Here is a 25,144-nt window from a genome sequence, read left to right as displayed (position 1 = left end):
AGGCTGCGTCGAAACGCGCAGATTGTAACCAACCCGCCGACAAAATTCAGTTCCTTCCGTCGTCGTGGGGAGGTGGCGCTGTTTGAGGGCCGCCGGAAGGCTGCATGTCATTATAAGGTTCAAAGCGGGGATTCCTAATGGACATTACCGAGTTGCTTGCGTTCTCTGCTAAGCAGGGCGCTTCCGACTTACACCTATCTGCCGGGTTGCCTCCCATGATACGCGTCGACGGGGATGTCAGGCGAATTAACCTGCCCGCGATGGAGCATAAAGAAGTACACGCGCTGATTTACGATATCATGAACGATAAACAGCGTAAGGATTTCGAAGAATTTCTGGAAACGGATTTCTCGTTCGAAGTTCCCGGGGTCGCCCGTTTCCGGGTTAACGCCTTCAACCAGAACCGCGGCGCAGGGGCTGTATTCCGGACCATCCCCTCCAAAGTGCTGACGATGGAAGACTTGGGTATGGGGCAGGTGTTCAAGGATATCGCTCTGAAGCCTCGCGGACTCTGTCTGGTCACAGGACCGACCGGTTCCGGTAAGAGTACGACGCTGGCGGCGATGATCGACTTTATCAACGACACCCGTTACGACCACATTCTCACTATCGAAGACCCTATCGAGTTCGTGCACGAAAGTAAGAAGTGTCTGGTGAACCAGCGCGAAGTGCACCGTGATACGTTAGGGTTCAGTGAAGCGCTGCGTTCAGCCCTGCGGGAAGACCCGGATATTATCCTGGTTGGTGAGATGCGGGACTTGGAAACCATCCGTCTGGCGCTGACTGCTGCGGAAACCGGACACTTGGTATTCGGCACCCTGCACACCACCTCCGCCGCGAAAACCATTGACCGGGTGGTCGACGTGTTTCCCGCGGAAGAAAAAGCCATGGTAAGATCAATGCTCTCCGAATCGTTGCAGGCGGTCGTCTCGCAGACCCTTCTGAAGAAGGTCGGCGGCGGTCGTGTGGCGGCCCATGAAATCATGATCGGTACGCCGGCGATTCGTAACCTGATACGCGAAGACAAAGTCGCCCAGATGTACTCGTCTATCCAGACCGGCGCCGCGTTGGGTATGCAGACCCTTGACCAGTGTCTGCACAATTTGATTTCTAAAGGGCTGATCAGCCGCGAAGCCGCGCGCGAAAAAGCCAAAATGCCGGAGAATTTCTGACGCCGCGACCTTATCCCGGTGTATGCCGGTCGCTGTAGCGTTATTACCATTGGGGTGTTGTGATGGATTTCGACAAGCTGTTAAAAATCATGGTGGAAAAGGGGGCTTCGGACCTCTTTATCACAGCTGGGGTGCCGCCCAGCATCAAAGTTCACGGCCGTATGGTGCCAATCACCAAGTCGCCGCTGTCTCCCGAGCAGACGCGGGAAACCGTGTTTTCCATTATGTCGGAAAAGCAGCGTGCGGATTTTGAAGTCGCGCATGAGTGCAACTTTGCAATCAGCGCCCGCGGCATCGGCCGTTTCCGGGTCAGCGCCTTTTACCAGCGCAATCTGTGCGGGATGGTGTTGCGTCGAATTGAGACCAATATCCCTAAGCTGGACGACCTGCATCTGCCGGAGGTTATCAAGTCGCTGTCGATGACCAAGCGGGGCCTGATTATCTTCGTCGGCGCCACCGGCACGGGTAAGTCTACGTCGCTGGCTGCGATGATTGGCCACCGGAATCGCAACAGCAAAGGGCACATCATTTCCATCGAGGACCCTATCGAATATATCCATCAGCACCACGGTTGCATCATTACGCAACGGGAAGTAGGGCTGGATACGGATTCGTTCGAAGTGGCCCTGAAGAACACGTTGCGGCAGGCTCCCGACGTCATCATGATCGGGGAGGTGCGCTCGGCCGACACTATGGAATACGCGGTGACCTTCGCGGAAACCGGTCACTTGTGTTTGGCGACCTTGCACGCCAACAACGCCAACCAGGCGCTGGACCGGATCATCAACTTTTTCCCGCCTGAGCAACATAACCAGGTGTGGATGGACTTGTCCTTGAACCTGAAGGCCATTGTGGCGCAGCAATTGGTGCCGACTCCTGACGGCAAAGGGCGTCGGGCGATTGTTGAGATCCTCATCAACTCGCCGCTGGCCGCTGACTTGATCCGTAAAGGGGAAGTGCACAAGTTGAAAGAGCTGATGACCAAGTCGTCGGAACTGGGCATGCAGACTTTCGATCAGGCGCTATACCGCGCTTACGCTGCGGGAGAGATCACCTACGAAGACGCGTTGTCTCATGCGGACTCCGCGAACGACCTGCGTCTGATGATCAAACTGGGCGCAGACAGCAATATTTCCAAGCTGCAAGGCGCAGCCAGCAGTCTGTCATTGAGCGACGACCAGGATTATTAATCGCTGAATATCGCTTTTTGCAGCGGGTAGAAAAACGGCGGGGTCCTCAAAGGCCCCGCCGTTTTGCGTTTCAGGCAGTGTTAGTGCGCTTCATCCCAGTTATTGCCGGCGCCGGCTTCCACCAGTAGCGGCACATTCAATTCCGCGGCGGAAGACATAATCTGCGTTAGCTTTTCCTTAACTGATTCGACGGCGCTTTCCTCTACTTCCAGGATCAACTCATCATGCACCTGCATGATCATCTTCGCCGGCGGCGCGTCCTTACCTTCCAACCAGGCGTCCACCGCCAACATGGCGCGTTTGATGATGTCCGCAGCCGTACCCTGCATGGGGGCGTTGATAGCAGTGCGCTCCGCCGCCTGTTGCAGATTGCGATTGCCGGAGCGAATGTCCGACAAATACAGGCGACGTCCGAACAAGGTCTCGACGTAGCCAGTATCCTGAGCTTCCGCGCGAATGCGGTTCATGTAATTCAACACGCCCGGATAACGCTCGAAGTATTTGTCGATATAGCTCTGGGCCTCACCACGCTCAACGTGGATCTGGCGGGCCAGACCGAAGGCGGACATGCCGTAAATCAGGCCAAAGTTGATGGCTTTGGCTTTGCGACGTTGCTCTGAGCTGACCTCGTCGAACGCAACGTTGAAGACTTCCGCCGCTGTCGCCTGATGCACGTCCAGACCCTCGGAGAAGGCTTTTAAAAGCCCTTCGTCCCCTGACAGGTGAGCCATGATGCGCAGCTCAATCTGCGAGTAGTCGGCGGAGATCAGCTTGCAGCCTTTGGGGGCGATAAAGGCTTGTCGGATGCGACGTCCCTGCTCATTGCGCACGGGGATGTTCTGCAGATTGGGGTCGCTCGACGACAAGCGTCCGGTGGCGGCCACTGCCTGCTGATAGGACGTGTGCACCCGGCCAGTACGCGGATTGATCATTTCCGGCAGCTTGTCAGTGTAGGTCGACTTCAGCTTGGAGAGCCCGCGATACTCCAGAATGACGCGAGGCAGCTCATACTTCTCCGCCAGCTCCTGTAACACCGGCTCGGCGGTGGAAGGTTGACCCTTCGGCGTTTTCTTGATGATGTCGAAGCCGAGCTTCTCGTAGAAAATCTCCTGCAACTGCTTGGGCGATCCGAGATTGAATTTCTGACCGGCTTTTTCATAAGCTTCTTCTTCCAGCTCCAGCATGCGCTCAGCCAATTCCTGACTGTGGGTGCGCAAACGCTGGCTGTCCACCAAGGCGCCGCGATGCTCCATCCGCATCAATACAGGAATCAGCGGGAGTTCGATTTCGCGATAAACCTGCTCTAAACGTCCTTCTTTCTTTAGTTTCGGGTTCAGAGCGTGATGCAATTGCAGGGTGATGTCCGCATCTTCAGCGGCGTAAGGGCCGGCTTGCTCCAGGCTGATTTGATTGAAGGTCAGCTGTTTCGCCCCTTTGCCTGCGATATCTTCAAAGTGAATGGTGTCCCGGCCCAGGTGTTTGGAGGCCAGGGTATCCATATCATGACGATTGGCGGTGGAGTTCAGTACATAGGACTCCAGCATGGTGTCTTCAGCGATGCCGTTGAGCTGTACGCCATGGTTGGCCAGTACGTGGGCGTCGTATTTCAGGTTTTGACCAATCTTACGATATGCCGGGTCCTCCAGCAGGGGCTTGAGCGCAGCCAGAACTTTATCGCGCTCCAGCTGTTCCGGCGCCCCCATGTAGTCATGCGCTACGGGCACGTAAGCCGCTTTTCCAGGCTCGATCGCGAAGGACACGCCGACGATTTCCGCCTCCATATAATTGAGGCTGGTTGTCTCTGTGTCGAAGCTGAATGTTTTGGCGTCAGTCAGCGCTTTGATCCAGTGGTCAAACTGATCCTGCTCTGTCACAACCTGGTAATCCTGCTCAACACTTTGCGCGGGGGAGGCGCTGGTTTCGGGTGTGGCGGCCTGTGCTGAGGGCGATGCGTCCAGATCTTTGATCCAGGTTCTGAATTCCAGCTCTGTAAACCAGGTTCGCAGCGCTTCTGTATCGACGGGGTTGGGGAAAACCTCCTCCAATGTGAAAGGCAACTCGACATCGGTCTTGATGGTGGCGAGGTCTTTTGACAGCGGTAACTGTTCCAGGCTGCTGCGCAGACTTTCGCCAATTTTGCCCTTTACCTCATCCGCCCGCTCCATCACATGCGTCAGTGAGCCGAACTCACCGAGCCATTTGACCGCAGTTTTGGGGCCGCATTTGTTCACTCCGGGGATGTTGTCTACGGTATCGCCAATAAGAGCCAGATAATCCACGATCAATTCCGGCGGCACGCCAAACTTCTCAACGACCCCTTCTCTGTCCATGGTGGTGTCCGTCATAGTGTTGACGAGGGTGACGTGAGGGCTCACTAACTGGGCCATATCTTTATCGCCCGTGGAAATTACCGCATCCAGCCCTTTTGTAGTTGCTTCATGGGCCAGCGTGCCTATAACATCGTCGGCCTCTACGCCTTCTATGATCAGTAAAGGCAGCCCCATAGCGCGGACAATGTCGTACAACGGCTCAATCTGGCAGGCGAGATCCTCGGGCATAGGGGGCCGGTTGGCCTTGTAATCGGGGTACATCTCGTGGCGAAAGTTCTTGCCCTTGGCGTCGAAAACGGCGACCACTTGGCTCGCCGGATAATCTTTTTGCAACTTCCGAAGCATGGATATGACGCCTCTGATGGCGCCAGTAGGCTGTCCTTTAGAGTTTCTGAGCTCTTTCAGGTTGGGAACGTGGTAGGCGCGAAACAGATACGAGGAGCCGTCTACCAGGACGACAGGCGCTGAACGGTTTTCTTTACTCATAGATGGTACTGGTTTTAAATGGTTGTATGGGCTCGGAATAAGCGTATCCCGCAGGATCGGCTAATCCCCGAAAATGGGCCCGGAAGAGGGCTGACGGAGCTGCCGGGACTACCCGGCGAATTAGCCCCAGGCGCTGCCTGACTAAACAAATGTGTAGGTTACCAAAAAACAGCGTGTAGGTTACCAATGAGTTTTTGGATACGTAAAGTTTTGCTCGCGTTAATTATTCTTCCTTTGGCGGCCCCAACGCTGGCGGAAGATTCTGCGGCGGAGCCGGAAGTGCAGATTCGTTATGGCGAAAAGGAAACCCATTACGAGTATCGGGTGAACGGCGAACTGGTGCAGATCAAGGTCGTCCCCAAAATCGGGCCGGAATATTATCTGGTGCCTTCCGATACGGGCGAATGGGTGCAATCGGAAAAGCCGCGGATACTGGTTCCGAGCTGGAAGCTTCTGGAATGGTAAGTTTTCGATAGGCGATATCTATTTGGCGGTCCAGGCGCGAATGCGTTTGAAATTAAGTTTTAGAAGTAGTGATAAGGCGGGTTAATGGCGGTTTTTACGAGAGTGTCTCCAGAGCAATTGCAGACGTTGCTGGAATCTTATTTCGATGCGCCTGAAGTGACGGAATTTCAAGGTATTGCGGCGGGGATAGAAAACACCAACTACTTTGTCAGCGTAATAAGCGGCGGTGAAGAAACCCGCTGGGTGCTGACAATCTTTGAGATGGTGACCGCCGAAGAGCTCCCGGTTTTCATTGATCTGATGCAAGGACTGGCGCAGCAGGGCTTTCCCGCGCCGGCGCCCCATCCTATGTTGGATGGTTCATCCCTGGCCTATATAGAAGGCAAACCGTGTGTGCTGGCGCCTAGAATTGCCGGCGGTCATCTGGATACTCCCACTCTTGATCAGTGCGCCATTGCTGGCGATTTGCTTGGCGCTATGCATTTGGCCTCCCGGTCTGCGCCCGGTCGTCGTGAAGTGGTGCGTACAGTGGGGTGGATGCAGTCTCATCGGGATGATCTGGCTTCTCACATTAAGCCGGATGAACTGGCGTTGTTGAATGCGGAAATTGAGCATTTCCAGCAACAGGCGGATATTTGGGCGCAATGTCCAAACGGCTGGATTCACGGCGATCTGTTTGTCGATAACGTCATGTTCGATGGCGACAAAGTGAGCGGCGTTATCGACTTTTATCATGCTTGCCACGATTGCTGGCTGTTTGATCTCGCCGTCGCTTGTAATGATTGGTGCTGTGATGCGGAAGGGCATTACGATCAGGAGAAGTTGAGCGCTTTTGTTGAAGCTTACGACAACAAGCGCCCTTTGAGTGATCTCGAAAAAAGTCAATGGAGCGATGCGCTGCGGGTTGGTGCATTGCGGTTCTGGATTTCCCGCCTGATCAGTCAATACGGCAAAGGCTATCAGCATGAGGCTGAAAGAGGGAATACGCTGAAAAACCCAGATGAGATGAAGGCTAAATTACTGTCCGCGCATAAAATAGCCGCCCTGTAGGCGGCTATCGAAACTCTTGGCGTTGCTGGGGGTGAGTAAAACTATCCGTTATTCAGAGTGGCGGTGACTTCCTGAGAGTAGTCGCTCGCCACGCCATCATAATCAATCACTCTTACCTTAAAACCGTATTTGCCCGAAGCGAACCCCGACAGCTTCAATGAGGTGACGCCAACGTCATCTATCACTACGCGCCCATCGTCGCCTTCGGAAAGGTTGCGATAGGCCACTTCGTATGCGGCAATTTCGCTAAGGGCGAGGGAAGAGCCGTCTTCACGAGTCCAGGGCGTGTTCCAGGAAAGAGTTTTGGGCGTAATCGGCCCTTGTACTCCCGCGCTGGGGTTAGACGACGAAGAGTCATCTCCCTGTGTAGCGTCTCCGCTATGTGCGGCGCTTTTTGGGGAGTCTCCACTTATCGAGTCGGACAGGTTGCAACCGGAACCCGTCGCAACAACGGTTCCTAAAAACAAAAATGCAATAAGCTTCCGGGCGCGAAGCAAGGTTTCGCTGCCAAGCAATTCTATCTTCATGGCGATTTTAAGAAGTCTTTCGGATAAACGGCTTAATAATTGTCAAAACATCTGACTTTCTAGTTTTTAGAAAGGAACTGATTGCTCAGTAAAGTCGACATTCGGACGCGACGCTATCTTTTTATGATCAATTCGTGACTAACTACCCACAAAAATATAATTCGACTTGGATTTGATAGCCATACTTCCATGTGGCTAGGCTTAAAGGTCTATCACGTTAAAGGTGAGCGGCTAGAGGTTTCGCATGAGTAAGCTGAAGTCTAGGCGACTCGGTGCGTTTTCCGGCAATGCCAGACGAATGCGATGTCCTGAGCCGGGGGCGACGTCAATATTTTGTCCGTTTTTATTTTCCATTTTTTTGACAATAAAATTCATATTTCCACTTGGTGTCATAATTTCGACGGAGTCTCCAATGGATATTTTGTTTTTTACGTCAATCAAGGCCTGGCCATTTTCTGGAGAGTATTCCAATACTTCGCCGACGAATTGTTGTTTGCCGGACAGTGACGTGCCATTTGCGTAATTCTGATACTCGTCATGCACATGGCGTCGGTAAAAGCCCTCGGTATAGCCCCGGTGCGCGAGCTTCTCCAGATCGTCCATCAGCGCCATGTTAAACGGTGCGCCAGCCACAGCGTCATCAATAGCCTGGCGGTATGCTTGCGTCGTTCTGGCGACGTAATAATGAGATTTGGTGCGCCCCTCGATTTTTAAAGAGTGCACGCCGATACGACACAATCGCTCCACATGTTGCACGGCGCGAAGGTCTTTGGAGTTCATAATGTAAGTGCCATGTTCGTCTTCAAAGGCGGGCATCAGCTGATCTGGTCGACCATCTTCCTGCAACAGAAACATTTCTGAGGTGACTCCGCCATCGCCCAGCGTCGAGCTGCATGATTGAGATTGCGCTGGCTCCCAGGTCTGTGGAGTGATATTGCCTGCGTCATCCTGGGTTGCTGGAATGGCGTTGTATTTCCAGCGGCAGGCATTTGTACAAGTACCTTGATTAGGGTCGCGCTTATTGATGTAGCCGGACAATAGGCAGCGCCCAGAGTAAGCGATGCACAGGGCTCCATGCACAAAAACTTCCAGCTCCATCTGCGGGGACTTTTCCTTGATCTCCGCGACTTCCTCCAAAGACAACTCCCGCGACAGTATTACCCGCTCCAGCCCTTGTCGGCGCCAGAACTCTACAGCGGCATAGTTGACGGCGTTCGCCTGCACGGAGAGGTGAATTGGCATGTCCGGCCATTTGTCGCGAACCATCATAATCAGTCCTGGGTCGGACATGATCAGTGCGTCTGGCCGCATCTCAACTACAGGAGCCATATCGTCCAGAAAGGTTTTTACTTTGCTGTTGTGGGGGGCGATGTTGGCGGCGACATAAAACTTTTTGCCTTGTGACCGCGCTATTTCGACTCCTTCGGCCAGCGTGGCGAGATTGAAATCATTCTCCCGCACTCTCAGGCTGTAGCGAGGCTGGCCGGCGTAAACCGCATCGGCTCCGTAAGCGAATGCAAAGCGCATGTGTTTGAGTGAGCCGGCCGGAGCCAGGAGTTCAGGTTTGTTCATAGCTTTTACTTCGTTGTCGGTTGATTGGTGATTAATAGATCTGTATCGGGCTCAGCAGCAAAATGGCCAGTCCCGCAACGCCGGAAGCAGCGAGGGCGGCCGCTACTTTGATTCCCAACGGACGATTGCCGATGGTCCATGCGAGACCCGCCTTGACCAGGCTATTGCTGCAAGCGGCGATAAAAATGCCCCAGGCGGCGACCAGTAACGCCACTTTCTCTGGTTCTTTGGCGAGTCGGGCTAGAGATAAACTGATCGCGTCCACATCGCTAAGCCCGGATATGGCGCTGAGAGCGTAGACGCCACTGGCTCCCAACCACTCGTGCAGGGCATTGGACAGTAACATGATGAGGAGCAGCAGAAAGCCGAAGAACAGAGCGGAGGATATTTCCAGCGGGTTCTGTTTGAGATCGGGCTGCTCAATTGTTATTCCCGAATGGCTGCGCCAGAAATAAAACGCGGCGGCGTATACGCAGAGGGCCATGAGGGCGAAAGGAGGGGTAAGTGCGTAAGCCAGCGGTGGGTAGACGATATAGATAACCAGCAATAGCCTCGGAAACATAGTGCCGCAGGCGATCAACACGCCTGACGCCAGAAGCGGCGCATGTTCCTGATTATCTTTCGCTACCCGCGACAAATGTAGCGTTAGCGCAGTAGAGGAGCTCAAGCCTGCGAATAAACTGGTTATCAAGATTCCTTTGGAGGGGCCGCCTATTTTGACTGCGAAATAGCCAACAAAGGAGATGGCGCTGATCAAAACGATCATCCACCAAACCTCATAGGGGTTGATAGCGCCCCACGGGCCGAACCCTTCGTTGGGCAGTACTGGCAGCATGACGACGGTCATCACCAATAACTTGAGCCCGGCGTCCAGCTCTTCATCTCGTATCTTTTTCAGAAACCCGTGCAACTCTGGCTTGAGGTCGAGCAATATGGCGGTTACTACCGTCATGGTGGCCGCAACGGAAAACTCTCCCATGACGCACAAAGCGCCATAGAAAAAAGTCAGCATCGAGGCGATCAGACTGGTGATGCTCATGTCCAGACGTTGTCTCTGGCTGGTGACATAAGCGGCGATAAGGATCAGCGCCAGGGCGATGATGCCCGCCGCCAGCACCCACTCCCCTATTTGTTCGCCCAGCCAAGTAGCCAATCCCCCCAGGAGCGCAATTAAGGCGAATGTTCTTACCCCTGCAACCCGATGTCCGGCCTCCTCGTTGCGATTGACCCAGCCGCGCTGTATGCCGATGGTCAATCCAAGCAGCAGCGCCATGGCTAGATGGGGTAGCGGATATTGCGCGTCAATCAGACTGTTCATGCTGGCGGAAGGATGGAGAGCAGCGGCTCAACGCCGCTTCAAAAAGGCGTGAAACGGGTTGGAGTGGTAGCCATTAAGAGGGCGGAATTGAACTGTCATATTCATCAATGGCGCGCGGTGTTTTTGATAAATGGCTTTGTCTTAAAAAGTATAGCTAACAGGGTCGCGTCCGTGCTGAAACGACGACAAACTCTAGTGTAAATGGATTTTTTTCAGGGTTTTCTGAGGTAGATCAAATTGCCTTTCAGCCCCTGTTTAAGGGGCCTGGATTAGTATGATTATTCTAATTTTTGCACGTATCTTGAGGGCGCAATCAAGGCAAGGAACTGGGTTCCTTATCTCAAAGTAAACCGGTAGGAGACCAAAGATGGGCAAGCTCAAGTCATATCAGGAGCAAATTCAGGACGCTGTAGAAAAAGGAATCAAAACAGTAGAAGAGCAGCATCGCACTCTTGCTGCGAAACCTTTCGAATACGCGGAGAAAATAGAGCAGGAAGCCAAGAATTTGTCCGTTAAGTCCGTGCGAGAAATGCACGATCAAATGCTGGATAACGTTTACTCTTCGTTCCGCGCTTGGAATCAGCGTGTAAACGACTTTGCTGCGGACCTGGTGGCCAAGATCGAAGGCGCAGAAAAAGACAGCGATGACGAGGCCAAAAAATCCAAAGCCGCGGCTAAGAAAACGACAAAAACTGCAGAAAAGCCGGCCTCTAAGACTACTGAGGAAGAAGCTGCAGCCTAAGAGTTAGCACTCTTAACAAAAGGGCGCCGATTGGCGCTCTTTTGGTTAGGTGAGGCGGAAAAGTGGATCAGTTGTTTATTTTTTCAAGCAGGAATTTCAGGCGCTCAATTTTCTGAGCGTACTCAGCGGTTGTTTCTTCACGATCCTTTTCATGCGCGGCGATTTCACTCTGTAGCCGTTGTATCTGGCTGGCGTCTCGCTGAATTTCATCCAGTAAATCCTGTGGCACTGCGCGTCCCGCTCTTTCTGCGTCCGCCGCCCGAGATTCCTGGCTTGCCACCTTCTTTTCCAGCACCTCAATATTATTGCGCTTGAGGCTAATTAGCCCGTCCAGTTCTTGCAGTTTGCGATCGCGGGCGCGGGCGGCGTCATCGGGGTGGCTGAAAAGCCGCAGGAGGAGTTCATCAGCCTCGCGTTGTTTGCGGACTTCCTCTTCCATTTGCGCTTTCTCCGCCAACTTGCGGTCACGCTCGATAATTTGTTCCGGGGTCAATGCGGGGGGGATGTCCTTGATTACACGACCGAATGCATCAACAATCTGGTAACCCTTTTTTGCCGCCTCCGGTGGTACGGAGTTCCCTAACACTAATGTGCCGTTTTGGTCCTTGTATCGATAAAATAGGGTTTCGGCCTGGACGAATGTTAGCGACATCAAGCAGAGCAGTACGCCTGCGGCAATCTTTGCTCCCCTGATTTTTTTTAATGGCATCATGTAGTTATATTATGGTTACTTCGCTTGGGTAACCCCTGATTAGTGGGTTTAAAGGTCATATCGGAATTAGCATGACTTTTATAATGTTATTCATAATTTCATTAATTGCCAACGGACTATCCGCTTTGGCTGGTGGCGGCTCTGGTTTGCTGCAGCTTCCTGCGTTGTTGTTTTTGGGCTTGAGTTTCTCTGTGGCTTTGGCTACTCATAAAGTAGCAAGCGTCGCTTTGGGCGTGGGGGCGTCATTTCGCCATCTGAGGGAGAAAGGGCTGGATTGGCGTTTTGCGTTATTTATTCTGGCGGCGGGACTCCCAGGCGTTTTACTGGGCGCTCAGGTTATTCTGGGGGTTGACGATAATGCGGCGCAAATGGCGTTGGGACTTTTAACAACCGGGTTGGGAGTTTATTCCATGCGTTCGCCGCACTTGGGCATGCAGGCGCACAGCAAGAACCGCTCTACATTGGGATATGCGGTAGGAGCGCTTGGGCTGTTCGGGATTGGCGCATTGAATGGCTCAATTACATCCGGGACAGGTTTGTTCGTTACATTGTGGCTGATTGTGTGGTTCGGGCTAAGCTATCAAGGGGCGGTGGCGTACACGTTGGTTCTGGTTGGCGTTTTCTGGAATGGTGCGGGCGCGCTTTCTCTGGCGCTACAGACGGAAGTGCGCTGGGATTGGCTAATCCCACTGATATTAGGAGCTCTGGCCGGAGGATATCTCGGCGCGCACTGGTCCATCGCCAAAGGCAGCGCAATGGTGAAGCGAGCGTTTGAAGTGCTGACGATACTGGTCGGGTTCAGTCTGATGTTCAAGGCAGCCGGGTGGCTGCCTGATTTACGTTTAGTGGAAGTTACGAATTAACTTTGCACGCCGTAAACGGCACGATACTCGGCAACCTGCTTATAGTTGTCGGAAAAGTGCGGGTCAGACTTAAGAAACTCGAGAATTTGATCTAGCTGGATAATAGCTGTGACGGGAATCTGGTAGTTTTGCTCTATCTCTTGAATCGCCGACAACTGATGCTGTCCGCGCTCTTGCCTGTCAAGAGCGATGAGCACGCCAGCGGGTTCCGCGCCATTCGCCTTGATGATCGAGATGACTTCACGGATGGCTGTGCCTGCAGTAATTACATCGTCCACGATAAGCACCTTGCCTTTCAGCGGAGCGCCAACGATGACGCCGCCTTCGCCATGGGCTTTGGCTTCTTTGCGATTAAAGGCGTAGGGAACGTCCATGCTTTTTTCGTTGGCCAACGTAACGGCGAGAGCGGAAACCAGGGGAATGCCCTTGTAAGCCGGCCCGAACAGCATGTCGTATTGCAGTGGGCTGGAAGTTAAGGCCGCCGCATAAAAGTGCCCGATTTGCGCTAACGTTGTGGATGTATTGAATAATCCGGCGTTAAAAAAGTACGGGCTGCTGCGGCCGGATTTAAGTGTAAATTGGCCGAATTTCAGCACTTCACGCTGAATGGCGAACTCAATAAACGCTTTTTGATAGTCGTGCATAAGAGTTTCTTTAGCCCTTGGATTCTTTTGCAGTAAATATGAATTAGGTATCATACACGCAAATTTTTATAGGTAACATCTATGAGGGTAGTAACAATCAGCGTAAACGGACTGAAGCGCGCAGTCGGAGAGGGATTCTTCGAGTGGATGGCGCGCCAGGACGCTGACGTCGTTTGCGTGCAGGACCACAGGATGCGGGTTTATGAGTTGGACGAAGACAAATATCGTCCCGAAGGCTATGAGCCCTATTTTCTAGATGCGGAAAAGCTTGAAGACGGTGGGGTCGGCATTTATACCCGACAGATTCCCAAAGCCATCATGATGGGCTTTTCCTATGCTCCGGCGGATATGAACGGCGCTTTTATTCAGGCCGACTTCGACGCTGTCAGCATTGCTTCTTTGATGGTTCCCTGCGCATTGATGGATGACGAAAAACAACAGGCTAAAGAAGAGTATCTGGAAGCTTTCGGCAATCATCTGCAGAAAACGTTGCGTAAGCGTCGGCAGTTTATTTTCTGCGGTAATTTCCAGACTGCTCACTTGGTGACGGACGCCAATCCCCGCTATCACCGCTTGGAAGTGTCCGGTTTTCTGCCGCAGGAACGGGCCTGGTTTGATCAGGTGTTTGATGAAATGCAGTATGTAGACGCATTTCGCAAGATCAACCGGGAAAAGAACCAATACACATGGTGGCCGGAATCAGCGGAAGGCTGGCGTAAGCATTCGGGCTGGCGGGTAGACTATCAGATCGCCACGCAAGGGCTGCGCAGCTCTATCAAACGGGCCTGGATCGATACCGAAACCCGGTTCTCCGATCACGCGCCGTTAATCGTTGATTACGACGTAGACTTCTAGGGCGGGCTTTGTCTAAGCCCCGCCCCGCCTATCTGGCGGGACGCGGTCAAGCAGTCGGCGCTGCGGCGCCGTCCGCCCACTTCTCTTTCTAACTTTGTAGCACTTCTTCTTGGGCCACAAACAACTGGCGAATGCCTTTGCCGGCCAGATCCAGCATCGCCGTCAGCTCCGCGCTTGAGAATGGCGCTGCTTCCGCAGTTCCCTGGACTTCAATAAATCCATCCTGATCCGTCATGACGACGTTCATGTCCGTTTCCGCCTTGGAATCTTCATCATAATCAAGATCCACAACAGGGACGCCTTCGTAAACGCCTACGGAAATAGCGGCGACTTTGTGCAGAATCGGGTTGTTTTTCAGCTGGCCTTTGGCGAGCAGACTGTTGATGGCGTCCGCCATGGCGACGAATCCGCCAGTAATGGAGGCAGTGCGTGTGCCGCCGTCAGCTTGAATCACATCGCAATCGATAGTAATGGAAATATCCGGCATTTTCTTCAGGTCCACCGCTGCGCGCAGGGAGCGACCGATCAGACGTTGGATTTCCAGGGTGCGACCGCCCTGTTTGCCTCTGGCGGCTTCACGCTGATTGCGAGTGCCTGTAGAGCGGGGCAGCATGCCATATTCGGCCGTGATCCAGCCCTGATCTTCTCCACGCAGGAAACGGGGTACTCCGTTCTCTACTGTAGCGGTGCAGATGACTTTTGTGTCGCCGAACTCGACCAGCACGGAGCCTTCCGCATGTTTCGTGTAGTTCTTGGTGATCTTAATGTCGCGAGTCTGGTCGGGCTGTCTTCCGCTGGGTCTCATAATGCATTGGCTCTCTTTGATTCATGTGGGGGCGGATTGTAGCACGATAGGCCTATATGAATAAGTGAACGACATGATTTGCAAGCCACAAAACAACGCCTGTTTGGGTAGGGAACAGGGCTGTGATGCGTGTTGAAAAATAGTTGCGCCAGAGCCAATAAGCGCATGAATGGGGCCCGGATCTTGTGCTATTGTGATTGAGGAGGCGCCGAGTTTTTCATCTATTCCGGGGCGATTTTCCATTCCGAAAAATTCATTGAGTTAACCTTTCAGGAGGTTATATGCCGGTAGTTAAAATTAAGTCGCTACCGTTAGCTCATGACACTGATTTGCCGAGGGTGCTGGAGGGAATTAGTAAGGAGTTTGCGGAAAGCGTAAATATCAACGTCGATAATGTGTATATCACCTGGGAATACCTTTCACCAGGGCATTACGCTCATCAAGGCAGGGTGGCCGGATTACAGGAAACCCACAGCCATCCGGTTCAGGTTCAGCTGCTGACGGCGGACATGATCGATTCAGGTAAAGTTCACCAGATGTTCGAAGCGCTGGCGGAAGCAATCAGCAAGCGCACTCACGTTTATCGGGAAAATATATTTATTTGGCATTCGTCGGTAGCTAGCGGTAAGGTATTCGACAGGGGGCAGGTAGATAACTGGTAATCTGGTTTGCGCTAAAAACGCTGCATATTTTGCGGTCCGGCAGGATCGCCATCTCTGACTATCTGCATCTAATTTAAACGACTATTATTCAGTGAGGCCGGCTCAGGCTCCGCGACGGCGCAAGGCGTCATGCCGTTCACCTATCGCTGCAGCAACCTGAACCGCCGAAAATAATATACCTGCCGCCGGCTGTATTGCTCATCACGGAAAGTCGGCGCGCCGTCTTTTTCAACATTCAGGAATCGCGATTGGAGACTTTATGATTCGTAGTATGACTGCTTACGCACGGCAGGAATCCAGAGGAGAATGGGGTGTGCTCACTTGGGAGGTGCGCTCGGTAAACCACCGTTATCTGGAACCCATGTTTCGAATCCCTGAAGTCTTACGGGAAATTGAGCCCGCTCTGCGGGAGGCGATGCGCCAGTATGTGCAGAGAGGCAAACTGGAGTGTCAGCTTAAATTTCAGCAGGAATCGCAGGCGACGCCTTCCTATCAGGTGAATCTGGGGCTCGCCAACGAACTGAATCAGGCGGTCAATCAGATCAATCGCATTCTGGATAACCCCGCGCATATCAACGCATTCGACTTTCTCAACTGGCCTGGTGTGCTTGTGTCTGAGGAGACGGATCTGGACCCTGTGAAAGAAGAAGCCGTGAACTTGTTCGAACAGACTCTGGAAAGCCTGGTGAAAACCCGCGAAAGAGAGGGCGATCGCATTCGTCCCATGTTGGAAGACAGATTGACGGCGATCACCGATATTGTCGGCCGCGTGCGTCAAAAAATGCCAATCATTCTGGAGCGTCAGAACGAAGCCCTGAAGTCCCGCTTCGAAGAGTTGGAGTTGGCGGTGGATAGCGCCCGTCTGGAGCAGGAACTCGTGATCGTCTCTCAAAAAGCGGATGTGGCGGAAGAGCTTGATCGCCTCGACGCCCATGTCCATGAAGTGCGTGAAGTCCTCGGTAAAAAAGAACCGATGGGCCGTCGCCTGGATTTCCTGATGCAGGAGCTCAACCGCGAAGCCAACACCCTCTCCTCAAAATCCCTGGTCACAGAAACCACTCAGTTCGCTGTAGAGCTGAAGGTGCTGATCGAGCAGATGCGAGAGCAGATCCAAAACATCGAATAGTTTTTTCACCCGTCCAAAAATGTCTTAGAAGCCCTGTTATTTGCTTGTAAATACAGGGCTTTTTTATTTTTCCCGTCCAAATCGGTTTGCAGATGTCCGTTACCAGTTGCTGTTTAAGTGGTGGGCAAAATGGTGGGCAAGACCTGTTTTTTTGACACAATAAGCAAAAAGTCAAGGTATCTGGTGAGCAGATTTTTGCATCTATCTCACCACCGCCTTATGCCATCTCCACTTATCGTGCTGCTTGCAGATTGTTCAATCACTCAACTATCGAACCAATCGATAAACAAACAGTGGTGGGCAATGGTGAGCAAATTTTAACGATTTCTTAGGAATATAGAGTAACAAACGATGGCAAAACTAACCGCAACTCAGGTGCAATCTTATGCTCGCACCGCAGCAGCAAACAAAAAATACAGTGATGGTAATGGCCTATATTTTTGCGTAAGAAAATCTGGCATGCCGTATTGGATGCTAAGGTATACCAGCCTAAACGGACGACGAGAAGCCACGCTCGGTCAATATCCAAGCATGACCTTAGCAGAGGCTCGACTTGAATCGTCTAAAATGCAGCTACAACTTCAGCAAGGTGAAGATCCATTAGCAATTCGCGCTATTGAAACCATCCCAGAGATCCAAAATGTCAGCCAGCTGTTTCAAGACTGGTATGCCAAAGACTTAAGTCGCCGGTTAAAGCACCCCAATATACCCAAACGTGTTTTTACCAAAGAAATTGCACCAGTGATTGGTCAACTTCCTATCCAAGCTGTGCGCCCCACACATGTGCGCGAAGTATTAGAGCGCATTCGAGAAAGTAACCGCCCTACCATTGCCAACGATACCTTGATGTACATGAAGCAGCTGTTTCGACATGCGATAAAGCTCGACTTAACGCTGAACAACCCAGCCGCAGCATTTACCGTAGACGATGCCGGTGGCGTGGAGTCCAGTAAAGACAGGATGCTTAGCAAAGAGGAAATTCACTACGCCTTTAGCGTGTTTCATACCCATATCAATAGCTTTGGCCGCGACAACTACCTCGCTTGCTGTCTTTTTTTGGTATTGGGCGTACGCAAAAGCGAACTTTGCGAAGCCATGTGGCGTGAAATGGATTTAACCACGGGCGTATGGGATCTGCCCAAAGAACGCAGCAAAACCGGCGTGCCAATTAGCATTCCTTTACCGCGCCAAGCCATTGCCTGGTTTAACGAGCTGCAAATCCGCGCTTGTGGATCGCCTTATGTTTTCCCAGCCAGACGAGCAAGCCATCGTCCGCATATGGGGCCTGATACGCTAAACCGGGCCATTTCTAAACTCTTTGGTCGCGAGCCTGGGCGCAAAAAACAGCCTCCCAATAAAATGGGCAAACTTGAACACTTCACCGTACACGATTTGCGCCGCACCTTTCGCAGCCTTGCCGCCTCTTTGGGTATTGCAGGCAACGTAGCCGAACGCTGTCTAAACCATAAGCTAAAAGGCGTTGAGGGTATCTACGACCGCCACGATTACTTTGAAGAGCGCCGAATTGCCCATCAAACCGTGGCTGATGTGGTTGAACCATTGGTGAACTTTGAGCCACATTCGCAACAGCACGCAGGAGGGCGCTAACATGCAATTTATGATGCGACTTGCCCCCATTACCTTTCCAATAGCCATGCTGGCAGGCCTTGGTTGGTGTATTGGCATTGCCTTACTCGAACAACCTCATGGTATAGGCTACGCACTTACTCGGCATTGCCTGATGGTATTCGTGGTACTCGCTCCTTGGCTGATGCTAAAGCTCATGTTCTACGTGATTGTCAGTTTAGGACGCAAACTGGGGGTCATCCCGCCTGCACGCCCAACGCACAGCTTGGGGTATGAAGAATCACTCTATTGGTTCAGAGTATTGGCCTTTTTCGATGGCAAACGCAGCCGCATGCCGAAAAGGCCTATCAGGCGAAACTAACAAGCCCCCATTTGCTCACTTACCGTGGGCAGTTGGGACAATGGGGCAACACTTGATATGCCGAGCTTTAGAGGGTGAATAAGAGGAAATTAAACTGCCCCAAGGAATGGGGCAATTGGGGCTATGCAAAGTTTATAATTGGGTTAAACGCTGCTTTGCAAGCGCCCAAGGTAAGCGACGACCAGCTTTTGCCATTTTATCGTAGGCAGCTTGGGCTTCTTCAACTGACAATACACCATGGGTGACGAGCTGCTCAACAACCCATAGCGTACCTTGAACTAATATCGCTTCTTTTTCAGCCGCCTTCCTAAGCGCCATATCCCCAGTTAGCAATGGACACTGTTCTTGTTTCGCCAACGCAAGTGCAAAGCAATCGTTCATGCTAGGGCCAGCATACTTTTGCCTCAGTTCAAATGAGTACATCATAGACTCAGGGCTTAACTCTCCCAACAACAACCCTAACTCGAGTAAATAGCCATGTTGATCGCTTAGCTCCTCGTGGAATAACACATCTGGAACTTTGAACTGGTAAGGCAAATTGAAAAAGACGCCTAATAATTGGCCTTCTTCGAGATCAATGAGGATATTGGCATCACTGATCAACAAATACATTTAAACAGCCTCAGCCAACATTTGGCGTTGCTTATGCAATGCCATCACTGACATCTGTAACAGCTCAGCGGCTTTCGATTCACTAACAATTCCCTCTGCCAATGCACGATAAACCAACTGCTCAAACAATAATGTCTGCTCTTGTGGATAAGGATTCCCAGGCTCTTGCTTACGCCAACCGTTTTTTGAGAACTGTATAAATATTTGGCGTTTTTTCTCTTCGGTGATCACACCAAGGTCGGCACTGCGATACAAACAAGCTGCCATGCTTAAGCCATATTCGTGTTTCAGGAAATATAGCTCTTTGGGGTCTATGTTCGAACGTCGCTCTCCTAGATGCTGAAAAAGGCCTACTTCGGGCAGTAAAAACGCAGAAGCAAAGCGGTTGCAGGCCATCTCTTCGTCAAGGGATTCATCGAGTAAGCCATGTAAAACAAGGTGGCCAAGCTCATGCGCCAATGTGAACCGCTGGCGGCAACCAGGCCAATGAGAAGACACAACAACAATTGGCTGCCCTGATATTTTGGCTTGTAACCCATCAAATTTATCGGCTTGGGGTACGTTACTGACAATCACCAAAATACCTTTAGACTCAAGCAAGTCGATTAAGTCTGGCAATGGATTCATACCTAACTGCCAATCAGTACGGACTTTGGCGGCAACCTGCTCTACTGCGTCTAAAGTACTTACAACAGGAACGTCGGGGTGGTAGTTAAAACTCGCTATCGGGAAGTTTGGCCATACATTTTTAAGCGCTAACCAGCGCTCTGCTTGGTCAACCACATCAGACTCAATCTTCTTTAGCAACTTAGCTGAAGCTGAGGCTTTTTTACGATACTCCACCTCACCCAAAGTCACCTGTGCTGGGCGAAAGAAGTATTCAGTACGAACCGACAAAGCTGTCGCCAATTTAAGTAAAACTCCCGACGAAGGCATACTCTGGTCGTGCTCGTATTTTTTAACCATGTTGGCACTAATACCAACTTGCTCACCCAAGGCCTGCATCGACAGGCCAGCGGCTGCACGGGCTCGTTTTATGCGCTCTCCAATCATACAGACCTCTGGTTTATGAAAAATAAAATTACTTTAAAAATATAAACCAAGTTGGCGTTTTTGTCGATTGGTTTTACAGGGCAATCATTCGCGTGTTCGCGCACACACTTCCCCATGCCTTTACCCCCATACGCCAAAACCACTATCCGTTTGGCTTTTGGATCGAAACGCCAAACAGGGAAATTAGCCCATTTACTGTTTGGCTTCTCGATTGAAATCCAACGCTGGTAGGCCTTGCCATTACTGGCTCAAAGCAAGGTTTGGCACTTTTCGTACCCTAAACCAACCTCGGCATCAAAGTACAAACCGTTTGATTTTTTAAACCCAGAATGCAAACGATCGTTTGGCGTCTCGATTTTTTTGCACTAGTTGAATGCCGCCAAACAGCGCGGTATTGGACTATGTATTTCAAACAGTTAGCCGCGCACAGGTCATCATAAAAAACCGATTTGACTGGTGAGTTTGATGGCCATTTCTTTCATCTAATTCACCACTGACTCTGCACTCGACGACTGAAAATAGACGGCATGACGAACCAACAAGGTGATAAGTGACGTGTTATGGGCAAGTGCTAACGATTTGGATAGAGAATGGATACAGCAGGTGGTCGCTTTACTGGTTGGGCATGGCGCGTTTACCCTCTACCCAGCACTAAGCCAGTGCGATAATGCAGCCGAACGCTTAACCCGCTGGCTGACCTTTCAGTTACCACGCGTTAAACAAGCGCACCCAGGCTGCCCGATTCACCAATGGCTAAATAGCATTGGCGCACAAGTGATTGTAGAAAAATGGCAAAGCCCCGAGCAATGGCCAAACCTCTATTGGCTACCTTTACCTGAGGTTGATGGCCACGCGCAAGGCGGGTTGGTTTTGTTACCGGCACATTTGTTACCTACATATAGGGATGACACGAGCCAAACCAGAACATTACAAGCAAACACTCCCGCCAACGGCTGTATATTTTGGTGCATTTCGCCTTTATCTAAAACAGGAAAGTGCACTACCTTGCACCCCACACAGCAAAACCGCGCCTTTTGCCTGCCCAGTTCGCCGGGGCAAATGGGCAAATCATGCATGGGGTTATTACTGAGAGGTTTGAGAAAAGAAAGCCAAAAACGAAACGGCAACGTGATCAGCCACCAGATCAACCTAGCGCTGCTACACCACCTTTGTGGGCCGGAGAATGATGTGTGGATGGAAGCTAATTTTGGTGCCGTAACTGATTACGGTAGCAAAAATTAGAAGCCTTAAAAACGAGTAACCCCTCACAGGGCGCCGATCTAACGGGTAGCGGGAGGGGTGTTGTTAGTACGATTTTAATATTAACAATGCAAAATGGCCATCTATACGTACCATCTCGTGATGATCCACGAAATGGTTAGTAATCTTTTGCTGCTTCAATTGCTTCAAATATAGCCAATTTAACCGACTCCGGATAATCGTCGTCATAAAGTACTGAGCTGATGATCTGACGTAATAGATCCTTGTCGATCACGTTATCTGCAACCCAAACGACGATGTTTTCCATTTCTTTGGCAAAGCGCTTTACCACATAGTCAAAACCGTTTAATTCAAGGAAATAAGCGCCTAACACCAACGATGATCGTTTATTGCCATCATTAAAAGCATGGTTTTTATTAATGGAGAATACCAAGTGAGTCAGCTTGTCCTCAATTTCTGGGTAATACCCGTCATTTTGTATATGCTCTAACGGGCTTGCTAACTGACCAACGTCCTTGGTGCCTGCTAGCCCACCAGAATGCTCTATGATCCAATCGTGAACGCTAATCGCATGCGCTACATCGAAATAGAAGAACCGTAAGCCTGTGTCTGTAGAATCGCTCATAGCCACATTCCTTTGCTTATCGATCTTTCAAGCGTTTGAGTACAGCCAATGTTTCTGGATCACTCAATTGCTCTTCCAAAGAACGGCTCTTCTCACCTAAGAAGCGATCAAAATCAGCTTCGGGTACCGATTGAATATAAGCTTCCAGCTTTTCATGCAAGGCATCACGGAAGCACAAATCGCGGCTGGCCATTTTAGTTCTGGCATCCAAAATCAGCGGTTTGAACAGAGGGTGACTTTCAAAACTCGCAAACAGGCTCTCCGCCTCTTTCTGCGAAAGTTTGCGGCCTAATTTATTGCTAGCTTGCTCTAGTTCATGAGCAATACCTGATTCGTAGCTGGCAATCAGATTAAGCACTTCTGAATATAGGGTCTCGCGGATATTGGTTTTCGTTGCTAGGTTTAAAACCTTTTTATATTCAGTCGCGTTTTCATGAAAAATGCTCTGATATATGAGGTTAGTAAAGCGTCCATACGTCCATTTATTGACCTCTACATACTTATCCAATGCATCAGTGAACTGACGACGGTAGTTTTCTTCTTGCAGAGCAGAGACAAGGTAATTTTCATCACGCTGATTAATAAACTTAGTATGACCACCCACACGCTCAGCCATTACATCCAGTACAATGTCGAGCAGACGTGAACGCAAAAGGCGTGCGGGCTCACTTTCTGTTAGTAACATCCCTATGTTGAGCACTGCACGAAAACTGAACAAACCCAGCGCGGTGGTTTTGGTACCGTCATTGATGTCGGTACCAGAAGTTAGTCCTTTGAATTCCTTTAGTTTTTTACCTTTTAGCACCTGATAGCCGTTGCATTTTAACTCATCGGCATGGCTGGATAAGTAGCGCTCAATAGTACGGTCTGTAACGTCATACAAGGCAACCACCTGTGCCTTGGTAAATACCGTTTCACCTTCAAAGGTCACACCCCCCAAGCCCAAGTGCTGCTCGGCTTGTTGCAGCGCGTAGCGGTTGTTAAGGATATTTTGGCGGTCATGTGATGAAGCGGTTAGGTCTTTAGCCATTCGAGCTCCCCTCGCTGAATTCTTCTAAAATTTTGTCACATTCATCCACAACGTACTCGGGAATAAGGTCGAAGCGTGTTGGGTCAAGCTGAAATATAAACTCATTTTCAATATGATAAGTTTCGTTGATGAATTTTCTAATCACCGAATTTTCAACTTCCTCTATATTTAACAAAATTCTAATCAGTTGTAGTTTTTCATAGCCATTATTGCTTTGTAGATACAGCTTTTTTATTTTCTCGTCATTACTGAACAGAGTAACTAAGGATAGATAATCACTTGGAAGTTCAGAAATAAAGCGTTTTATATCACTAATACCAGTACTTAAATCAATACTTGATAGCGGCGTATTTAGCCCTTCTGCATTTCTAGGAATGCGAAAATCTTCTGGATCATCTCGTTTTTTAAACACATTCGATAGAACTTCATACCCATTATCGAGCTCATCTAGCACTTCATATCTTCGTCTCAAATATATCAATTTTATAATTGGGTCACTTTCAGACGAAAATACATTTTCACAAATTTGAACAAAGGTTTTGATGTCTTCATTAGAAATAGGCTGCTCTTTAATTTCCCCGCTTCGTAAGCATAAATACGACGCAAAAACTTGGTTACTAAACTTCCGACGTACCGACCTTAGAGTATCAATAATAGGCTCAACATCATGAGTAAGCATCAATACTGTCTTGCTTTTTAAACAATCGCTAGCATCTCGGCGAAACAACATCTCTAAAATTGCATATTTTTTATTTTTATCAAAAGACGATATCGGATCATCAAGTATTACTAAATCAGGCTTTTTAGCTAGGCATTCATACATGAAAAGTACTATTGAAAAGGCATTGCGTTCACCAAAACTTAAATGCTGATCTCCACCGCTAAGATGAGTCGAATTATCGATATGTCGTAATTTTAACTGCGCCTGTTCGCCTTCACCAACAATTGCGACCTGGTAGCGATAACCTGCAAATGTAAGAAAATTATTAATATCAGTTTGATGCTTTTCAACTAATTCTTTCATTTCTTTGCGCTGAAGATTAATTTTTCCTTGCAAAGGGCCTGCTTGCTTTAGTAGCTGTTCAATTGATAAATTTATTGTGGATATTGTTTCATTGGTTTTAACCGAATTTAAAGTATCGAAGAACTGAAGGTCGATTATATAACCCTGCAATTTTTGTTTAACATTTTCTCCTTCATTGAAATCAAATCCTGTTAAGCCTTTGAGTTTTTCCAGTTTGGCTACCAAGTCGTCAATCTGTGATTTCACAGTTACTATAAAGGTTTCATGCTCTTTTTCGAGCCCGTTTTTTAACGATTTAATAACATCTAGATTTTTCCTTGCTGCATCTGAAAAATATTCACCAAGCTTATTGATAACATCAATAACACTCACAAGGTTTTTAATTAAATTTTTATCGTATTCTTTGCTTACATTTGCTATTTGATCTTTCTTACTTGCCGCATCACTTGTACAAAAAGGACAAGAATCTGATAAGCCAGAAAATTCCTTATGCCCTTTAGCTTGCCAATCAATCCAATTTACACAATTTGAACTTTGAATAAAGGGTTGGTAAGGTTGTAATCCATCAGGAATATGGTCAATTTTATTTGAACTAGAGAGCGCCTTTGCACCGGTTGATGTTTTGGCCAAACCACCACTGGCGGTAACTTTAAATGCCCGTGACAATTCATTTAAATTTGATAAAAGCGCTTCCAGTTCTGTGTTGTTCGCAAATTGTTGCTTAACTAAACTGGTAAAGGTTTCTATATCTCGCTCTTTTTTTTGATAAGCATCTGTACGTATAAAAATATCAAAACTATTGCTAACGAGCTCTTCAGGCTTAAAAGTAAACTTATTCACGTACTCTTCGTTAAAACAGAGAACACTTTTGATATTTTCAATACCAAGCACATCGGGTTGGATATCATCTACATTTTCGCTGCGAAACTTAAAGGGTAAAAGATCAGCAAGCGCTTTTTCGTCATCTGTTACTGCATATTGGATGGCTTTAGAAATTGTACTTTTACCGGTTCCATTCGGAGCAAACTTAATATTCAACTTACTCGGCACGATAGCCACTTTGGCCATCGTGATGTTGTTACAGTTTTTAATTTCAATGTCCATATCGCCAT

The 25,144-nt window shown here is 49.8% G+C and carries 24 protein-coding genes; 12 read left to right on the top strand and 12 right to left on the bottom strand.

Annotation, left to right across the window (positions count from 1 at the left end; genetic code table 11):
- The first annotated feature begins 137 nt into the window (after window positions 1-137).
- Both EUZ85_RS30435 and EUZ85_RS30430 read left to right on the top strand, forming a co-directional pair.
- Window positions 138-1,172: a type IV pilus twitching motility protein PilT gene (locus EUZ85_RS30435; RefSeq protein ID WP_011400052.1), complete on the top strand. Its 1,035-nt coding sequence runs from the start codon at window positions 138-140 to the stop codon at window positions 1,170-1,172.
- A 62-nt stretch (window positions 1,173-1,234) separates the two neighbouring features.
- Window positions 1,235-2,362, top strand: coding sequence for a PilT/PilU family type 4a pilus ATPase (locus EUZ85_RS30430; RefSeq protein ID WP_127973828.1), 1,128 nt, complete (start codon window positions 1,235-1,237; stop codon window positions 2,360-2,362).
- Between the two features lie 80 nt (window positions 2,363-2,442).
- Here the strand turns inward: EUZ85_RS30430 and polA are convergent, their stop codons facing one another.
- Window positions 2,443-5,178: a DNA polymerase I gene (polA, locus tag EUZ85_RS30425; protein WP_127973827.1), complete on the bottom strand. Its 2,736-nt coding sequence runs from the start codon at window positions 5,176-5,178 to the stop codon at window positions 2,443-2,445.
- Window positions 5,179-5,364: 186 nt separating this feature from the next.
- On the opposite strand from polA, the gene EUZ85_RS30420 reads away from it, so the two are divergent.
- Together EUZ85_RS30420 and EUZ85_RS30415 are read left to right on the top strand one after the other, a co-directional pair.
- Window positions 5,365-5,643: a DUF2782 domain-containing protein gene (locus EUZ85_RS30420; protein ID WP_127973826.1), complete on the top strand. Its 279-nt coding sequence runs from the start codon at window positions 5,365-5,367 to the stop codon at window positions 5,641-5,643.
- Window positions 5,644-5,727: 84 nt separating this feature from the next.
- Window positions 5,728-6,693: a homoserine kinase gene (locus EUZ85_RS30415; RefSeq protein WP_127973825.1), complete on the top strand. Its 966-nt coding sequence runs from the start codon at window positions 5,728-5,730 to the stop codon at window positions 6,691-6,693.
- A gap of 41 nt (window positions 6,694-6,734) precedes the next feature.
- Here the strand turns inward: EUZ85_RS30415 and EUZ85_RS30410 are convergent, their stop codons facing one another.
- The 3 genes from EUZ85_RS30410 to EUZ85_RS30400 all read right to left on the bottom strand — a co-directional run bounded on the left by EUZ85_RS30410 (window position 6,735) and on the right by EUZ85_RS30400 (window position 10,110).
- The gene (locus tag EUZ85_RS30410) at window positions 6,735-7,220 is read right to left on the bottom strand and encodes a fibronectin type III domain-containing protein (protein WP_127973824.1); all 486 of its coding nucleotides are present in this window, start codon (window positions 7,218-7,220) and stop codon (window positions 6,735-6,737) included.
- Window positions 7,221-7,451: 231 nt separating this feature from the next.
- A complete protein-coding gene (gene yegQ, locus EUZ85_RS30405) occupies window positions 7,452-8,792 on the bottom strand; it encodes a tRNA 5-hydroxyuridine modification protein YegQ (RefSeq protein ID WP_127973823.1) in 1,341 nt (446 codons plus the stop codon).
- 31 nt (window positions 8,793-8,823) lie between these two features.
- Complete coding sequence (locus tag EUZ85_RS30400) at window positions 8,824-10,110, bottom strand: MgtC/SapB family protein (protein ID WP_127973822.1); 1,287 nt, start codon at window positions 10,108-10,110, stop codon at window positions 8,824-8,826.
- 367 nt (window positions 10,111-10,477) lie between these two features.
- Here EUZ85_RS30400 and EUZ85_RS30395 point away from each other — a divergent pair, with 367 nt between their 5' ends.
- Window positions 10,478-10,852 carry a hypothetical protein gene (locus EUZ85_RS30395; protein ID WP_127973821.1) on the top strand — a complete coding sequence of 125 codons (375 nt, stop codon included), beginning with the start codon at window positions 10,478-10,480 and terminating at the stop codon, window positions 10,850-10,852.
- A 67-nt stretch (window positions 10,853-10,919) separates the two neighbouring features.
- On the opposite strand, the gene EUZ85_RS30390 is transcribed toward EUZ85_RS30395, so the two are convergent.
- Window positions 10,920-11,564: an ABC transporter ATPase gene (locus EUZ85_RS30390; RefSeq protein ID WP_127973820.1), complete on the bottom strand. Its 645-nt coding sequence runs from the start codon at window positions 11,562-11,564 to the stop codon at window positions 10,920-10,922.
- An 83-nt stretch (window positions 11,565-11,647) separates the two neighbouring features.
- Between EUZ85_RS30390 and EUZ85_RS30385 the strand changes: the two genes are divergently transcribed.
- A complete protein-coding gene (locus EUZ85_RS30385) occupies window positions 11,648-12,427 on the top strand; it encodes a sulfite exporter TauE/SafE family protein (protein WP_241566900.1) in 780 nt (259 codons plus the stop codon).
- Here the strand turns inward: EUZ85_RS30385 and pyrE are convergent.
- Window positions 12,424-13,071 (bottom strand): orotate phosphoribosyltransferase, encoded by a 648-nt coding sequence (gene pyrE, locus EUZ85_RS30380; RefSeq protein ID WP_011400040.1) that lies wholly within the window; start codon window positions 13,069-13,071, stop codon window positions 12,424-12,426. The two genes, EUZ85_RS30385 and pyrE, sit on opposite strands and share 4 nt — an antisense overlap.
- A gap of 81 nt (window positions 13,072-13,152) precedes the next feature.
- On the opposite strand from pyrE, the gene EUZ85_RS30375 reads away from it, so the two are divergent.
- Window positions 13,153-13,926 carry an exodeoxyribonuclease III gene (locus EUZ85_RS30375; RefSeq protein WP_127973818.1) on the top strand — a complete coding sequence of 258 codons (774 nt, stop codon included), beginning with the start codon at window positions 13,153-13,155 and terminating at the stop codon, window positions 13,924-13,926.
- An 88-nt stretch (window positions 13,927-14,014) separates the two neighbouring features.
- Here EUZ85_RS30375 and rph read toward each other — a convergent pair whose 3' ends face one another.
- Window positions 14,015-14,731 carry a ribonuclease PH gene (gene rph, locus EUZ85_RS30370; protein WP_127973817.1) on the bottom strand — a complete coding sequence of 239 codons (717 nt, stop codon included), beginning with the start codon at window positions 14,729-14,731 and terminating at the stop codon, window positions 14,015-14,017.
- Window positions 14,732-15,012: 281 nt separating this feature from the next.
- Here rph and EUZ85_RS30365 point away from each other — a divergent pair, with 281 nt between their 5' ends.
- The 4 genes from EUZ85_RS30365 (at window position 15,013) to EUZ85_RS30345 (ending at window position 18,467) form a co-directional block, all read left to right on the top strand.
- On the top strand, window positions 15,013-15,393 hold the full coding sequence (locus EUZ85_RS30365) for a hypothetical protein (RefSeq protein ID WP_011400037.1): 381 nt from the start codon (window positions 15,013-15,015) through the stop codon (window positions 15,391-15,393).
- Window positions 15,394-15,652: 259 nt separating this feature from the next.
- The gene (locus EUZ85_RS30360; RefSeq protein WP_127973816.1) at window positions 15,653-16,519 is read left to right on the top strand and encodes a YicC/YloC family endoribonuclease; all 867 of its coding nucleotides are present in this window, start codon (window positions 15,653-15,655) and stop codon (window positions 16,517-16,519) included.
- A gap of 351 nt (window positions 16,520-16,870) precedes the next feature.
- Window positions 16,871-18,127: a site-specific integrase gene (locus EUZ85_RS30350; RefSeq protein ID WP_127973814.1), complete on the top strand. Its 1,257-nt coding sequence runs from the start codon at window positions 16,871-16,873 to the stop codon at window positions 18,125-18,127.
- Between the two features lies 1 nt (window position 18,128).
- On the top strand, window positions 18,129-18,467 hold the full coding sequence (locus tag EUZ85_RS30345) for a hypothetical protein (protein ID WP_127973813.1): 339 nt from the start codon (window positions 18,129-18,131) through the stop codon (window positions 18,465-18,467).
- A gap of 132 nt (window positions 18,468-18,599) precedes the next feature.
- Here the strand turns inward: EUZ85_RS30345 and EUZ85_RS30340 are convergent, their stop codons facing one another.
- Both EUZ85_RS30340 and EUZ85_RS30335 read right to left on the bottom strand, forming a co-directional pair.
- Entirely contained in the window at window positions 18,600-19,079 is a 480-nt protein-coding gene (locus tag EUZ85_RS30340) for a PIN domain-containing protein (protein ID WP_095500538.1), read from the bottom strand.
- Window positions 19,080-20,132, bottom strand: coding sequence for an ImmA/IrrE family metallo-endopeptidase (locus EUZ85_RS30335; protein ID WP_127973812.1), 1,053 nt, complete (start codon window positions 20,130-20,132; stop codon window positions 19,080-19,082).
- Window positions 20,133-20,687: 555 nt separating this feature from the next.
- Here EUZ85_RS30335 and EUZ85_RS30330 point away from each other — a divergent pair.
- Window positions 20,688-21,374: a hypothetical protein gene (locus tag EUZ85_RS30330; protein ID WP_127973811.1), complete on the top strand. Its 687-nt coding sequence runs from the start codon at window positions 20,688-20,690 to the stop codon at window positions 21,372-21,374.
- Between the two features lie 136 nt (window positions 21,375-21,510).
- On the opposite strand, the gene EUZ85_RS30325 is transcribed toward EUZ85_RS30330, so the two are convergent.
- From EUZ85_RS30325 to EUZ85_RS31780, 3 genes are read right to left on the bottom strand one after another with little or no spacing between them, the layout of a single operon-like run.
- Window positions 21,511-21,978, bottom strand: a complete 468-nt coding sequence (locus EUZ85_RS30325; RefSeq protein WP_127973810.1) for a type II toxin-antitoxin system death-on-curing family toxin — start codon at window positions 21,976-21,978, stop codon at window positions 21,511-21,513.
- 16 nt (window positions 21,979-21,994) lie between these two features.
- On the bottom strand, window positions 21,995-23,008 hold the full coding sequence (locus EUZ85_RS30320; protein WP_127973809.1) for a DNA-binding protein: 1,014 nt from the start codon (window positions 23,006-23,008) through the stop codon (window positions 21,995-21,997).
- A complete protein-coding gene (locus tag EUZ85_RS31780; protein WP_127973808.1) occupies window positions 23,001-25,136 on the bottom strand; it encodes an AAA family ATPase in 2,136 nt (711 codons plus the stop codon). Before EUZ85_RS31780 ends, EUZ85_RS30320 begins: the two co-directional genes overlap by 8 nt.
- Window positions 25,137-25,144: the final 8 nt, after the last annotated feature.

The sequence above is a fragment of the Hahella sp. KA22 genome, assembly GCF_004135205.1.
Classification (GTDB): Bacteria; Pseudomonadota; Gammaproteobacteria; order Pseudomonadales; family Oleiphilaceae; genus Hahella.
Note: the sequence above shows the minus strand (reverse complement) of the source record. Positions and strands in the feature narration are given on the sequence as shown.

Bases quoted from the DNA above. Each gene is read 5' to 3' on its own strand.
- EUZ85_RS30435 (WP_011400052.1), top strand. From the start codon at position 138: ATGGACATTACCGAGTTGCTTGCGTTCTCTGCTAAGCAGGGCGCTTCC.
- EUZ85_RS30430 (WP_127973828.1), top strand. From the start codon at position 1,235: ATGGATTTCGACAAGCTGTTAAAAATCATGGTGGAAAAGGGGGCTTCG.
- polA (WP_127973827.1), bottom strand. From the start codon at position 5,178: ATGAGTAAAGAAAACCGTTCAGCGCCTGTCGTCCTGGTAGACGGCTCC.
- EUZ85_RS30420 (WP_127973826.1), top strand. From the start codon at position 5,365: ATGAGTTTTTGGATACGTAAAGTTTTGCTCGCGTTAATTATTCTTCCT.
- EUZ85_RS30415 (WP_127973825.1), top strand. From the start codon at position 5,728: ATGGCGGTTTTTACGAGAGTGTCTCCAGAGCAATTGCAGACGTTGCTG.
- EUZ85_RS30410 (WP_127973824.1), bottom strand. From the start codon at position 7,220: ATGAAGATAGAATTGCTTGGCAGCGAAACCTTGCTTCGCGCCCGGAAG.
- yegQ (WP_127973823.1), bottom strand. From the start codon at position 8,792: ATGAACAAACCTGAACTCCTGGCTCCGGCCGGCTCACTCAAACACATG.
- EUZ85_RS30400 (WP_127973822.1), bottom strand. From the start codon at position 10,110: ATGAACAGTCTGATTGACGCGCAATATCCGCTACCCCATCTAGCCATG.
- EUZ85_RS30395 (WP_127973821.1), top strand. From the start codon at position 10,478: ATGGGCAAGCTCAAGTCATATCAGGAGCAAATTCAGGACGCTGTAGAA.
- EUZ85_RS30390 (WP_127973820.1), bottom strand. From the start codon at position 11,564: ATGATGCCATTAAAAAAAATCAGGGGAGCAAAGATTGCCGCAGGCGTA.
- EUZ85_RS30385 (WP_241566900.1), top strand. From the start codon at position 11,648: ATGTTATTCATAATTTCATTAATTGCCAACGGACTATCCGCTTTGGCT.
- pyrE (WP_011400040.1), bottom strand. From the start codon at position 13,071: ATGCACGACTATCAAAAAGCGTTTATTGAGTTCGCCATTCAGCGTGAA.
- EUZ85_RS30375 (WP_127973818.1), top strand. From the start codon at position 13,153: ATGAGGGTAGTAACAATCAGCGTAAACGGACTGAAGCGCGCAGTCGGA.
- rph (WP_127973817.1), bottom strand. From the start codon at position 14,731: ATGAGACCCAGCGGAAGACAGCCCGACCAGACTCGCGACATTAAGATC.
- EUZ85_RS30365 (WP_011400037.1), top strand. From the start codon at position 15,013: ATGCCGGTAGTTAAAATTAAGTCGCTACCGTTAGCTCATGACACTGAT.
- EUZ85_RS30360 (WP_127973816.1), top strand. From the start codon at position 15,653: ATGATTCGTAGTATGACTGCTTACGCACGGCAGGAATCCAGAGGAGAA.
- EUZ85_RS30350 (WP_127973814.1), top strand. From the start codon at position 16,871: ATGGCAAAACTAACCGCAACTCAGGTGCAATCTTATGCTCGCACCGCA.
- EUZ85_RS30345 (WP_127973813.1), top strand. From the start codon at position 18,129: ATGCAATTTATGATGCGACTTGCCCCCATTACCTTTCCAATAGCCATG.
- EUZ85_RS30340 (WP_095500538.1), bottom strand. From the start codon at position 19,079: ATGTATTTGTTGATCAGTGATGCCAATATCCTCATTGATCTCGAAGAA.
- EUZ85_RS30335 (WP_127973812.1), bottom strand. From the start codon at position 20,132: ATGATTGGAGAGCGCATAAAACGAGCCCGTGCAGCCGCTGGCCTGTCG.
- EUZ85_RS30325 (WP_127973810.1), bottom strand. From the start codon at position 21,978: ATGAGCGATTCTACAGACACAGGCTTACGGTTCTTCTATTTCGATGTA.
- EUZ85_RS30320 (WP_127973809.1), bottom strand. From the start codon at position 23,008: ATGGCTAAAGACCTAACCGCTTCATCACATGACCGCCAAAATATCCTT.
- EUZ85_RS31780 (WP_127973808.1), bottom strand. From the start codon at position 25,136: ATGGACATTGAAATTAAAAACTGTAACAACATCACGATGGCCAAAGTG.